This window comes from Pseudomonas sp. Hp2, from assembly GCF_006386585.1.
In the GTDB taxonomy this organism is placed as follows: domain Bacteria; phylum Pseudomonadota; class Gammaproteobacteria; order Xanthomonadales; family Xanthomonadaceae; genus Pseudomonas_S; species Pseudomonas_S boreopolis.
Genome location: NZ_VAHJ01000001.1, coordinates 186652 through 199245, shown reverse-complemented (window position 1 = coordinate 199245; position 12594 = coordinate 186652). Strand labels below are relative to the sequence as shown.

General features: G+C 70.5%; 7 protein-coding genes. 2 read left to right on the top strand and 5 right to left on the bottom strand.

What is annotated here, in order from left to right; translation table 11 throughout:
* Positions 1 to 81 precede the first annotated feature (81 nt).
* The gene (gene secF, locus FD678_RS00845) at positions 82 to 1050 is read left to right on the top strand and encodes a protein translocase subunit SecF (protein WP_140718722.1); all 969 of its coding nucleotides are present in this window, start codon (positions 82 to 84) and stop codon (positions 1048 to 1050) included.
* 319 nt (positions 1051 to 1369) lie between these two features.
* Here secF and FD678_RS00840 read toward each other — a convergent pair whose 3' ends face one another.
* The 4 genes from FD678_RS00840 to ptsP all read right to left on the bottom strand — a co-directional run bounded on the left by FD678_RS00840 (position 1370) and on the right by ptsP (position 8068).
* A complete protein-coding gene (locus tag FD678_RS00840) occupies positions 1370 to 2617 on the bottom strand; it encodes a carbohydrate porin (RefSeq protein ID WP_140718721.1) in 1248 nt (415 codons plus the stop codon).
* A gap of 171 nt (positions 2618 to 2788) precedes the next feature.
* A complete protein-coding gene (locus FD678_RS00835) occupies positions 2789 to 4483 on the bottom strand; it encodes a PTS fructose transporter subunit IIC (RefSeq protein WP_140718720.1) in 1695 nt (564 codons plus the stop codon).
* 124 nt (positions 4484 to 4607) lie between these two features.
* Positions 4608 to 5561, bottom strand: coding sequence for a 1-phosphofructokinase (gene pfkB / locus FD678_RS00830; protein ID WP_140718719.1), 954 nt, complete (start codon positions 5559 to 5561; stop codon positions 4608 to 4610).
* Entirely contained in the window at positions 5558 to 8068 is a 2511-nt protein-coding gene (gene ptsP, locus FD678_RS00825) for a phosphoenolpyruvate--protein phosphotransferase (protein ID WP_218569405.1), read from the bottom strand. Before ptsP ends, pfkB begins: the two co-directional genes overlap by 4 nt.
* A gap of 155 nt (positions 8069 to 8223) precedes the next feature.
* On the opposite strand from ptsP, the gene FD678_RS00820 reads away from it, so the two are divergent.
* Complete coding sequence (locus tag FD678_RS00820; protein WP_140718717.1) at positions 8224 to 9207, top strand: LacI family DNA-binding transcriptional regulator; 984 nt, start codon at positions 8224 to 8226, stop codon at positions 9205 to 9207.
* A gap of 204 nt (positions 9208 to 9411) precedes the next feature.
* On the opposite strand, the gene FD678_RS00815 is transcribed toward FD678_RS00820, so the two are convergent.
* The gene (locus tag FD678_RS00815) at positions 9412 to 12582 is read right to left on the bottom strand and encodes a multidrug efflux RND transporter permease subunit (RefSeq protein ID WP_140718716.1); all 3171 of its coding nucleotides are present in this window, start codon (positions 12580 to 12582) and stop codon (positions 9412 to 9414) included.
* Positions 12583 to 12594: the final 12 nt, after the last annotated feature.

Sequence of the window (12594 nt, the reverse complement as noted above, 5' to 3'; positions counted from 1 at the left end):
GCAAGCGCCCGCCCTTCAACGCGAGTCCCTCGCAGAAGCCCGCGCATCCGTGCGCGGACTTTTAAAACGGAAGAACATGGCATGAAATTGTTCCCGCTCCACCTCATCCCGAACGACACCAAGATCGACTTCATGCGCCACCGCAAGCCGGTGCTGGTGCTGATGCTGGTGCTGCTGGCGGCGTCGATCGCGATCATCGGCATGAAGGGCTTCAACTACGCGCTGGAGTTCACCGGCGGTACCGTGGTGCGCACCCACTTCGACAAGCCGGTCGACGTCGACGCCGTCCGCGAGAAGCTGGCCGCGGCCGGCTTCGAGGGCGCGCAGGCGCAGAGCGTCGGCGGCGGCAACGACGTGATGGTCCGCCTGCAGCCGCACGGCGAGCACAACAACGCCGACGACGCCTCGCGCCAGGTCGCCGAGCAGGTCCGCCAGGCCGTCTCCAGCCCCGACAACCCGGCCACGGTGCAGCCGGGCGAGTTCGTCGGCCCGCAGGTCGGCAAGGACCTGGCGATGAACGGCGTCTATGCGACGATCTTCATGCTGGTGGGCTTCCTGATCTACATCGCGTTCCGCTTCGAGTGGAAGTTCGCGGTGGTGGCGAGCCTGACCGCGTTCTTCGACCTGATCCTGACCATCGCCTACATGTCGCTGCTCGGCCGCGAGTTCGACCTGACCGTGCTGGCCGGCCTGCTGTCGGTGATGGGCTTCGCGATCAACGACATCATCGTGGTGTTCGACCGCGTCCGCGAGAACTTCCGCAGCCTGCGCGTGGAGCCGCTGGAAGTGCTGAACCGCTCGATCAACCAGACCCTGTCGCGCACGATCATCACCGCGGTGATGTTCTTCCTGTCGGCGCTGGCGCTGTACCTGTACGGCGGTTCGTCGATGGAAGGCCTGGCCGAGACCCACATGGTCGGTGCGGTGATCGTGGTGGTGTCCTCGGTGATCGTGGCGGTGCCGCTGCTGTCGATCGGGCCGTTCGCGGTCAGCAAGCAGGACCTGCTGCCGAAGGCCAAGGACGTGGAGGCGCTGGCGCGCCGGCCTTGATCGGCGCTGGCGTTCGGCCGCGCAACGAAACGCGAAGCCGCGCCCGAAAGGGCGCGGCTTTTTTCGTGGCAACCGAGGAAGCCTTGCGGGAGGGACTTCAGTCCGACCGGCTTCGCCGGCGTTTGTTCGGCTGGCGGGGCTTTCTCCTCTCGCGCTTGCGAGCCCCATGCGGCGCTCCCGGGCGGAGCATCCGCTGGCTCCGCCGTTGCGAACGAGGACGCGCAACGGCGGGGCCCGGAGGCCAGGGAGCCGGGCGCGCCGCCATGCGGAGAGATCCTCTGCGGCGGCGGGAGCATCATCTGCCCGCCACGGCGCGGCCCTACAGGCTCCAATCGATCCGCATGCCCGCGATCAGCGCGTTCGGCAGGTCGTGCAGGCGCGCGGGTTCGTCGAACTGGTCCGGGTGCACGATGTAGTGCAGGTTCGGCGCGATCCGCAGCTTCGGCGTGACCTGGATGCCGTAGCTCAGTTCCATCATGACCTGGCTGTCGTGCGGGGTGCCGCTGCCGCCGGCCGCGGCACGGGCCAGGCGCAGGTCTTCCAGCGCGATGCCGCTGTACTTCTGCCGGGTCACGACGAAGGCGATGTTGTCCTGCGGGCGACTGGCGAAGATGCCTTTCTGCACCAGCCCGGCTTGCAGGAACCAATCTTCGATCAACTGGCCGGAGGTGCCTTTCAGTACCGCGCCGAACACGGTCAGGCCGCGCCCGTCGCCATCGCCGGTGAGCTGCTGCTCGAAGCGCGCGAACGCGCCGGAGCGGCCGTGGCGGCTGGCGTAGTCGAGGCCGCTGAGGCGCGCCGGCATGCCGTTGGCGTCGCGCAGCGGATCGTCGTAGCTCGAGTTGTCCTGCCAGCCGCCGATCTCGTACTTGGCCTTCAGCCGGGCCGAGGCGGGGCTGCGCCAGCCGATGGCGTAGGGCACGATCCAGCCGGTGGCCTGGTTCGTGCTCCACTTCAGGCCGTGCTGGCCGTCCTCGGCCTGACTGGGGTCGACCTGGTAGGCGCCGACATGCACGTAGACGTCCGGCGTGACCCAGGCGGTGGCGTCCGCCATCCAGCTCGACACCGGCCACCATGTGAAGTTGCTGGTGCGGAACACGTAGGTCGGGTTGCCGCACGCGGAATTGCCCTGGAAATACTGGCACAGCTCCGAGCCGAGGAAGTGGATGTTGGCGACGCTGCGTCCGGCCTCCAGCACCAATCGCTCGCCGAACAGTTTCTGCTCCAGCGTCAGGTTGGCCAGGCGCGTGCCCTGGCCGCCGTAGATCTCCTGTACCGAAGTGCTGTTGCCGGTGCTGCTCCTGGCCAGGTTGGTGCCATGGCGGTTGATGCCGTAGGCCTTGAGCGTGGCGCCGCGCCAGCCGAAGGCGGCATCGAGGTCGACGTCGGCGCCGAACATCAGCTGGCCGGCGTAGGCGCTGCCGCTCTTCTTGCCGCCGTCGAGCGTGGCTGCCGCTTCGCCGGTGTAGGAAAGCTTGGGAGTGAAGACGTCGTCCGCATGGGCCAGCGGCGCGAGCGCCCATGCGGTCGCGATCGCCAGCAGGCGCGGGGTGGAAGGGATGGGCATGGCGGGAGACTCCAGGGTGGGGCGGTGGTCGGGCGCTTGGTCGATGCGGGAGGCCTCGTTCCCGCGTGGGCGGAGATCCGGCGGCTGGCTGGAATCGGGCGCGGGTCGCCGGATCCCCGCTTGCACGGGGACGGAGGCGGGTGCTGCCTCGGCCGGGAGGGGCCGGGAATGTCAGGTCGAGTTCGCGACGGGCTTCTTCAGCACGCGCAAGGCGACGGCGGTGACGGCGACGCCGGCGAGCAGCGCCAGCAGGTAGATGCCCAGGTGCGTGACCGCGTTCGGGATCGGCAGCACGAACACGCCGCCGTGCGGCACCTTCAGCTCGACGCCCGCCGCCATCGAGATCGCGCCGGCGACCGCGGAGCCGAGCACCAGCGCCGGGATCGTGCGCAGCGGATCGCGCGCGGCGTAGGGGATCGCGCCTTCGGTCACGAACGCCAGCCCGAGCACGCCGGCGGCACCAGCGGTGCCGCGTTCCTCGCGGGTGAAGCGGTTGCGGAACAGCCAGGTCGCCAGCGCGATGCCCAGCGGCGGGGTCATGCCGCCGATCATCGTCGCCGCCATCGGCGTGTAGACCTGGCTGGAGATCAGTGCGGTGGAGAACGCATAGGAGGCCTTGTTGACCGGCCCGCCCATGTCCACCGCCATCATCCCGCCCAGCAGCAGGCCGAGCAGGATCGCGCTGCTGCCCTGCATGCCGCGCAGCCAGCCGGTCAGCCAGGCCAGCAGTTCGGCCACCGGCGTGCCGATCACGTACATCATCAGCAGGCCGACCAGCAGCGTGCCGAGCACCGGCAGGATCAGTACCGGCTTGAGGCCCTCCAGGCTGCGCGGCAGGCGCAGCGTGCGGTTGATCCAGTGCACGCCGTAGCCGGCGATGAAGCCGGCCAGGATGCCGCCGATGAAGCCGGCGCCCATGTTGGCCGCGACCAACCCGCCGATCATGCCCGGCGCGATGCCGGGGCGGTCGGCGATGGAGTAGGCGATGTAGCCGGCCAGCGCCGGCACCATCAGGGTGAAGCCGGCCTTGGCGCCGATCTGGAACAGCGACCAGGCCAGCGTGCCCTTGTGCGCGTCGTCGAAGGCGTAGATGCCGCCGAGCGCGAACGCCAGCGCGATCAGCAGGCCGCCGGCGGTGACGAACGGCAGCATGAACGACACGCCGGTCATCAGGTGCTTGTACGGGCCGGCGGCCTGGGTCTTCTCGGGGGCAGCCTTGGCGCCTGCGGCGCCGGCATGCACGCCGGCCTCGGCGAGCGCCTTGCGGATCAGGTTCTGGCCGTCGTTGATCGCCGGCTTGGTGCCGCTGCGGTACAGGCGCTTGCCGGCGAAGCGCGACAGGTCCACCTCGCGGTCGGCGGCGACCAGCACCAGGTCGGCGTCGCGGATCTCGGCCTCGCTCAGCGCATCCTGCGCGCCGACCGAACCCTGGGTCTCGACCCGGATCGCATGGCCCAGCGCCTGCGCGGCCTGCTGCAATCCTTCGGCGGCCATGAAGGTGTGGGCGATGCCGGTCGGGCAGGAGGTGACTGCGACGATGCGCTTGCCCGCGGCCGGTACCGTGGCGGCGGACGCGAGCGGCGCCAGCGCGGCGGCCGGATCGTCCAGCACCGCGCCCAGGCCGGCGCGGACGAGCGCGGCGCCGCCGAAGCGCGCGAGGTCCGCGTCGCCATCGCCGACCACCAGCACCTGCGCGGCGGCGCGCGCCTGCGCGTCCGCAAGCGCGCCGGTCACGCCGTGGTCGCTGCGGATCTCGATGGCCAGGTCGAGCCCGCGCTGGCGCGCGGCGCGGCGCAGCGCTTCGGCGGCGAGGACCGCCTCGATGCCGCGTTCGCCGGCGGCGATGACCACGATGGAAGCTTGCATGGATGACTCCTGGGATTCTCTTGTTCTGCTCTTGCGCTTGTCTTGCCCTTGTGGAAGCGGCTTCAGCCGCGATGGGCTTTACCGGTAAAGCCCATCGCGGCTGAAGCCGCTCCCACAGATGTTTTCACTGCGGCTCGATCAACACTTCGCTGGCCCACGCACGTACCTGCGCCGGGTCCACCCGGCGCGCATCGCCGCTTTCCAGCCGGCTCATCGAGAATGCGGTCGCCAGCCGCGCGCAGGCCTGCAGGTCGAACGCGGGCTCGAGCAGCGCTGTGGCGATGCCGGCGACCATCGCGTCGCCCGCGCCGACCGTGCTGCCCGCGGCAAGCCGCGGCGGGCGCGCGATCGCCGCGCCGTCGCGATCGACGAACAGCGCGCCTTCGGCCCCCATCGAAATCGCCACCAGCGCGATGCCGCGCCCGACCAGGGCACGGGCGGCATCCAGCCATGCCGCGCGGTCGGGCAGCGACGTGCCGGCCAAAGCTTCCAGTTCGTGCCGATTGGGCTTGATCGCATAGGGCAGGGCGCCTCCGGCCGCGTCCAGCGCGCTGGCGAGCGCATCGCCGCTGGTGTCCAGCAGCACGCGCGCGCCGGCCTGGGCGGCGCGCGCCTGCAACCGGGCCCACGCATCGGCCGGTAGGCCGGACGGCAGGCTGCCGGACAGCACCACCGGCATGCCGGGCGCCAGCAGCGCGTCCAACCGCTCGCGCACCGCGTCCAGTTCGCCGTCGCCCAGCACCAGGCCGGGCAGGTTGACGTCGGTGGTCTCGCCGCCGGCGTCGTCGACGAGCTTGATGTTGGTGCGGGTCTGGCCCGGCACGCGCAGGCAGCCGTCGGCGATGCCGCGCTGGGCGAACAGCGCGCGGAATGCGCCGTCGTTGTCGGCGCCGAGCACGCCCAGCGCGGCGGTGGGGATGCCCCAGTCGGCGAGGCAGGCGGCGACGTTTACGCCCTTGCCGCCGGCGTCGTAGCGCGCGCTGCGGGCGCGGTGCACGTGGCCGGGGTGCAGCCGGTCCAGCCGCACGGTCTGGTCGATCGCCGGATTGAGGGTGACGGTGACCGCGCGCGCGCTCATGCGGTGCCTCCCTCGAGCGCGCGCACCTGCTCGGCGGTCTCGCAATCCAGGGCCTTGCCGGCCAGCGCCTGCAGGTCGGCGAGCGCCGCGCCGCGCAGGCGCGCCTTCACCGCCGGGATGTCGTTCGGCGTCATCGACAGTTCGTCCACGCCCAGGCCCGCCAGCAGCGCCGCGCCGAACGGATCGCCGGCCAAACCGCCGCAGACGCCGACCCAGCGGCCATGCGCGCGCGCCCCTTCCACGGTGGCGCGGATCGCGCGCAGCACCGCCGGGTGCAGGCTGTCGGCTTCCGCCGCCAGCTCCGGGTTCTGGCGGTCGATCGCCAGCACGTACTGGGTCAGGTCGTTGGTGCCGATCGAGAAGAAGTCGGCGTGGCGCGCGAGCACGTCGGCCTGCGCGGCGGCGGCCGGCACCTCGATCATGATGCCGACCGGCACCTGCGGGGCGTCGAGCCCGGCGCGGATGCGCTCGCAGATGCCGCGCAGCGCGACGAGTTCCGGCACCGAGGTGATCATCGGGAACATGATCGACAGCCGCGCGCCGTCCTTCGCCGCGCGATACAGCGCGCGCAGCTGCGGCTCCAGCAGGTCGGGCCGGCGCAGCAGCAGGCGGGCGCCGCGCACGCCGAGGAACGGGTTTTCCTCGCGCGGCAGCTCCAGGTGCGCGACCTGCTTGTCGCCGCCGATGTCGAGCGCGCGCACGATCAGCGGGCGGCCGTCCAGCGCCTGCGCCATCGCGCGGTAGGTCTGGTATTGCTCGTCCTCGCCCGGCGTGCTGCCGCGTTCGAGGAACAGGAACTCGGTGCGCATCAGGCCCACGCCTTCGGCGCCTTGCTCCAGCGCCAGCGGCACCTGGTCGGGCAGGTTGACGTTGGCGCCGATGTCGACGCGGTGGCCGTCGGTGGTCTGCGCCGGCTGCGCGCGCTGGGCCGCCTCGCGCTCGCGGACCTGTTGCTGTGCGGCGATCCACGCGCGTGCGGAGGCGAGGTCGGTTTCGGTCGGCGACAGGTACAGGCGGCCGCTGTTGCCGTCGATGATCGCGGGCGTGCCGTTGGCGATCGCGAGCAGTTCGCTGCCGCCCGCGACCAGCGCCGGCAGGCCGAGCGTGCGCGAGAGGATCGCGGTGTGCGAGGTCGGCCCGCCCTGCGCGGTGGCCAGGCCGAGCACGCGGTCCGTGTCGAGGTTGGCGGTGTCGGACGGCGACAGGTCGGTGGCCAGCAGGATGCAAGGGTGTTCCGGCAGGTCGGCCAGTCCGCCGCCGGCCGCGGCCGGGTCGAGTTGGCCCAGTACGCGGCGGCCGACGTCGCGCAGGTCGGCCGCGCGCCCGGCCAGCACCGGATTGCCCAGTGCGGCCAGCCCGGAGGCGATCTGCTCGACCGCCTGGTGCCAGGACCAGGCCACGCCATGGCCTTCGACCATCAATTGGCAGGTGCGGGTGATCAGGTCGGTGTCGTTGAGCAGTTCGGCCTGGGCCTTGAAGATCGCCGCGTCGGACGCGCCGAGCCGGCGCTGGGTGTCGTCCTGCAGGGCGGCCAGTTGCTGGCGGGTACGGTCGAGCGCGTCCTGCAGGCGCGCGCCGCCCTCGCCGAGCGGTTGCGGCCGGTCGGCGATCTCGGCGTTCGTGCCGGCGAGCACGTGCACGGGGCCGATCGCCAGGCCCGGGCTGGCGCCGATGCCGACGATCGCCGGCTGCGCCTCGGGCGGGTGCCAACCGGCGACCGGGGCGGCCTTGCGCTGGGCGGCGCGCTCCGCGTCGGCCTGCTCCTGCGCGACCAGGCCGTCCATGACCTTGCGCAGGGCGGCCAGCAGCGCCGGCGCATCGGCGCCCTCGGCCGAGACCACGACCGGGTCGCCATGGCGCAGTCCCAGTTGCAGCAGCGCCACCAGGCTCTTGGCGTCGGCGGCCTGGTCGCCGGCGCGCACCTGTACGCGTGCGGAGAAGCCGCGTGCGGTCTCGGCCCAGCGCGTGGCGGGGCGGGCGTGCAGGCCGCTGGGGTAGGCGACGGTCCACTCGAAGCGCTCGGCGAGGTCCGTCGCCGGCGCCGCGGCCGCCGCGGGAGCGGCATCGCCGGACAACGCCGCGACGATCTCGCCCGCGTCCGTGGTGGCGAACAGGCGCTGCAGCGTCGCATCGTCCTGGATCAACCGGGTGAGGCGGCGCAGCAGCGTGATGTGGGTGTCCGACTGGGCCGCGATGCCCACCACCAGCCGGGTGGTCTGGCCGGGGTTCCATTCCACGCCCTCCGGCAGCTGCAGCACCGCGATGCCATCGCGGCGCACCAGGTGGCGGTCCTCGCCCAGGCCGTGCGGAATGGCCACGCCGTGGCCGAGGAAGGTGTTCGCCAGTTGCTCGCGCCGGCCCATGCTGGCCTCGTAGCCGGGGGCGACGCAGCCGGCGGCGACCAGCATCTGCGCGGCCTGGGCGATGGCATCGGCCTTGTCGCGGGCGCGTGCGGCGAGGCGGACCAGTTCCCGGCTGACGGGTTCGGAGGAGGGCAGGGACGACACGGACGGGCTCCAAGCGTATTCGTGCGGTGTATTGGGAACGTTCCCAATCGAGAATTCAATGTGCAGTGCACAAAATGCCATTGGTTATTTGGCGTTAGCATGCCGGTGGCCGGCATTTCGGCCGGGATGTGGGAAATTTTCCGGGAACGTTTCCAGTGAGCATCAGCATCAACGACGTGGCCCGCGTGGCCGGCGTCTCCAAGTCCACGGTCTCGCGCGTGATCGGCGGCGGGCCGGTCAGCGAGGAAGTGCGCGCCCGGGTCGAGGCGGCGATCCGCCAGACCGGCTATCGCCTCAACCTGCAGGCGCGGCGGCTGCGTTCGCGCCAGAGCGGCATCGTCGGGCTGATCGTGGCCGACATCCGCAATCCGTTCTTCACCGCGCTGATCCAGGCGGTGGAGGAGGTGGCCTACCGCGAGGGCCTGCGCGTCACCTTGTGCAATACCGACGAGGATCCCGAGCGCGAGGCGCTCTACCTGCAGCTGATGCAGGAGGAGCGGATCAGCGGGCTGATCTTCGCGCCGACCCGGACCACGGTCGGGCGCCTGGACCGGCTGCCGCTGGACTATCCGACCGTACTGGTGGACCGCGCCGCGCCCGGCGGCCCGCACGACAGCGTGGTGCTCGACAACCCGGCCGCGATGGCCGGGCTGGTCGAGCACCTGGTCGAACGCGGCTATCGCCGCATCGGCGGGCTGTTCGGCAGTACCAGCACCACCGCCGCCGAGCGCCGCGACGGCTACCTGGCGGCGATGCGCACGCACGGGCTGGAGCCGGACTACCGGGAAATCGAGCCGACCGCCGAGGCGGCCATCGCCACGACCGGAAGGTGGCTGGCCGATCCGGCGCGTCCGGAGGCGATCGTCGCCAGCAACAGCCTGCTGCTGATGGGCGCGCTGAAGGCGGTACGCGCCGCGGGACTGGCGATCCCGCGCGAACTGGCGCTGGCGGGTTTCGACAACGAGCGCTGGACCGAGCTGGTCGAGCCGGGCATCACCGTGGTCGAGCAGCCGGTCGAGGACATGGGGCGGGCCGCGATGTCGTTGTTGCTGGAACGCATGCGCACGCCGCAGTTGCCGGTGCGCCGGCTGGTGATGACCGGCCGCTGCGTGGTGCGCGGGTCGACCGCGTCGCGCTGAACGCGCCGGCCGCATGGCGCTGGTTTTTGTGGGAGCGGCTTCAGCCGCGATGAGGCTTCACCGATAAAGCCTCATCGCGGCTGAAGCCGCTCCCCACGAGGGCGCTCCCGCGCACCTTCCATCTTCGCGGCGGCGCCGAAACCGGCGCCGCAAACAAGAAGCCCCGGCATGGCCGGGGCTTCTTGCGCGCGCGGGGCGGACGGATCAGCGATCCGGCCGCGCCTCGGCGGCTTCCTTGCGGGCTTCGATGAACTCCTTCGATTGCTCGTCCAGCTTGTCGCCCAGCATGCGCCGCACCGTCACGAAGAACAGCGGGATGAAGATCACGCCGAGCACGGTGGCGAACAGCATGCCGCCGATCACGCCGGTACCGATCGAGTGGCGCGCGTTGGCGCCGGCACCGGTGGAGATCGCCAGCGGCAGCACGCCCAGGATGAACGCGAACGAGGTCATCAGGATCGGGCGGAAGCGCAGGTGCGCCGCCTCGATCGCCGCCTCGCGCAGGGTCTTGCCCGCCGCACGCTGCTCGACCGCGAACTCCACGATCAGGATCGCGTTCTTGGCCGCCAGGCCGATCACCGTGATCATGCCGATCTTGAAGTACAGGTCGTTCGGCAGGCCGCGCAGCAGCGAGAACGCCACCGCGCCGAGCACGCCGATCGGCACCACCAGCAGCACCGCGACCGGGATCGACCAGCTCTCGTACAGCGCCGCCAGGCAGAGGAACACCACCACCACCGACAGCACCAGCAGCAGCGTGGCCGCGTTGCCGGCGATGATTTCCTGGTAGGACATGCCGCTCCAGTCGAAGCCGAAGCCCGGCGGCAGGTCGTTGGTGACGATGTCCTCCATCGCCTGCATCGCCTGGCCGGAGCTGCGCCCCGGCGCGGCGTTGCCGACGATGTTGACCGCCGAGTAGCCGTTGTAGCGGGTCAGCGAGGGCGAGGCGTAGATCCACTCGGCCTTGACCACGTTGCTCAGCGGGATCATCGACGCCTGGCCGTCGGCATCGGTGGCGGAGCTGCTGGGCACGTAGAAGCTGCGCAGCGATTCCGGCCCGGTGCGGTAGGCCTCGTCGGCGCGCACGTTCACGCGCTTGATGCGGCCTTCGTAGAAGAAGTCGTTGACGTACGTCGGCGCCAGCATCAGCTGGATGGCGCTGTAGATGTCGCTGACCGAAAGGCCCATCGCCTGCGCGGCGACGCGATCGACGTGCAACTGCAGCTGCGGCGAGTTCTCCAGGCCGTTCGGGCGCACGCCCACCAGCGTGTCCTGCCGCTGCGCGGCCTGGCCGAGCAGGATGTTGCGCGCCTGGGTCAACGCGTCATGCCCTGCGCCGGAACGGTCCTGCAGCCACATGTCGAAGCCGCCGAACTGGCCCAGGCCCTGCACGGTCGGCAGGTTGACCGCGAAGATCTGCGCGCCCTTGATCCCGTAGAACATCCCGTTCAACTGCTGGATGAGCTGCTCGGCGGTGATCTTGCGCTCGTCCCAGGGCTTGAGCCGGATGAACGCCATGCCGACGTTCTCGCCGGAGCCCAGGAAGCTGAAGCCGGCCACCTGCAGCATGCCTTCCACCGCGTCCTGCTGCTGCAGGATGCCGCGCATCTGCGCGAACACCTCGTTGGTGCGGGTCTTGGTCGCGCCCGGCGGCAACTGCACGATCGCCAGCGCGAAGCCCTGGTCCTCCTCGGGCAGGAAGCTGCCGGGCATGCGCGTGAACAGGAAGCCGCACAGCGCCACCAGCACCACGAACAGCACCATCCAGCGCGGCGCGCGGTTGAGCGTGTTGCCCACCACCCGCACGTAGCGGTTGGACACCTTGTCGTAGTACTTGTCGAAGGTGCGGAACACCCAGTTCTTCTTCTGGCCGTGCGTGGACTTGAGGAAGGCCGCGCACAGCGCCGGGGTGAAGCTCAGCGCCAGGAACGCCGAGAACGCCATCGACATCGCGATCGTCAGCGCGAACTGCTTGTAGATCGCGCCGGCCGCGCCGGGCTGCATCGCCGAGGGGATGAACACCGCCGCCAGCACCACGGTGATCGCCACCACCGCGCCGGTGATCTGCGTCATCGCCTTGACCGTGGCGGCCCGCGGCGACAGGTGCTCCTCGGTCATGATGCGCTCGACGTTCTCGATCACCACGATCGCGTCGTCGACCACGATGCCGATCGCCAGCACCATCGCGAACAGGGTCAGCTGGTTGATGGTGAAGCCGATCACCCACATGCCCAGGAAGGTGCCGAGCAGCGCCACCGGGATCACCAGGGTCGGGATGATGGTGGCGCGGAAGTTCTGCAGGAACACCAGCATCACCAGGAACACCAGCACGATGGCCTCGAGCAGGGTCTTGACCACTTCCTCGATCGAGATCTTCACGAACGAGGTGCTGTCGTAGGGCACGAACCAGCTCACGCCCTGCGGGAAGCTGGCCTGCAGCTCGTTCATCTTGGCCTCGACGGCCGCGGCCACGTTCAGCGCGTTGGCGCCCGGCAGCAGCTGGATCGCGAACGCGCCCATGGGCTGGCCGTTCCACTGGGTGTCGAAGCCGTAGTTGGTCGGGCCGATGGCGACGCGGGCGACGTCCTTCAGGCGCACGGTGGCGCCGTTGGCATCGCTGCGCAGGATGATGTTCTCGAACTCCTCGGGCGAGGAGAACCGGCCTTCGGCCGAGACGGTCGCGGTGAAGCCCTGGCCGTCGGGCGCCGGGTCGGCGCCGACCGCACCGGCGGCGAACTGCACGTTCTGGGCGCTGATGGCGCTGTAGACCTGGCTGGCCGACAGGTGGTAGCCCTGCAGCTTCTCCGGGTTGAGCCAGATGTTCATGGCGTACTCGGCGCCGAACTGCTGGGTACTGCCCACGCCGGGCACGCGCGATATCTGCTCAAGCACGCGCGCGCCGACGATGTCGTTGAGGTCGTCGCGCGTGATCGAGGGATTGTCCGAGCGCAGGCCGACCACCATCAGGAAGCCGGCATTGGCCTTGGCCACCACCACGCCCTGCTGGGTGACCTCGGTCGGCAGGCGCGGCGTGGCCAGCGAGACCTTGTTCTGCACCTGCACCTGGGCGATGTCCGGGTTGGTGCCGGTCTCGAAGGTCAGCGTGATCGAGGCCTGGCCGCTAGAGGACGAGGACGAGTTGAAGTACAGCAGGTGGTCGATGCCGGTCAGCTGCTGCTCGATCACCTGGGTGACCGACTTCTCGGTGGTCTCGGCGCTGGCGCCGGGGTAGGTCGCGGTGACGGTGACCTGCGGCGGCGCGATCGAGGGGTACGACTCGACGCCGAGGTTGAGGATCGCGATCACGCCGCTGAGCGAGATCAGGATCGCCACCACCCAGGCGAAGACCGGATGGTCGATGAAGAATTTTGGCATGGCGGGATCCTG

What these genes read in the sequence shown, in the direction of transcription:
- secF (WP_140718722.1), top strand. Translation starts at nt 82, where the DNA reads ATGAAATTGTTCCCGCTCCACCTCATCCCGAACGACACCAAGATCGAC.
- FD678_RS00840 (WP_140718721.1), bottom strand. Translation starts at nt 2,617, where the DNA reads ATGCCCATCCCTTCCACCCCGCGCCTGCTGGCGATCGCGACCGCATGG.
- FD678_RS00835 (WP_140718720.1), bottom strand. Translation starts at nt 4,483, where the DNA reads ATGCAAGCTTCCATCGTGGTCATCGCCGCCGGCGAACGCGGCATCGAG.
- pfkB (WP_140718719.1), bottom strand. Translation starts at nt 5,561, where the DNA reads ATGAGCGCGCGCGCGGTCACCGTCACCCTCAATCCGGCGATCGACCAG.
- FD678_RS00815 (WP_140718716.1), bottom strand. Translation starts at nt 12,582, where the DNA reads ATGCCAAAATTCTTCATCGACCATCCGGTCTTCGCCTGGGTGGTGGCG.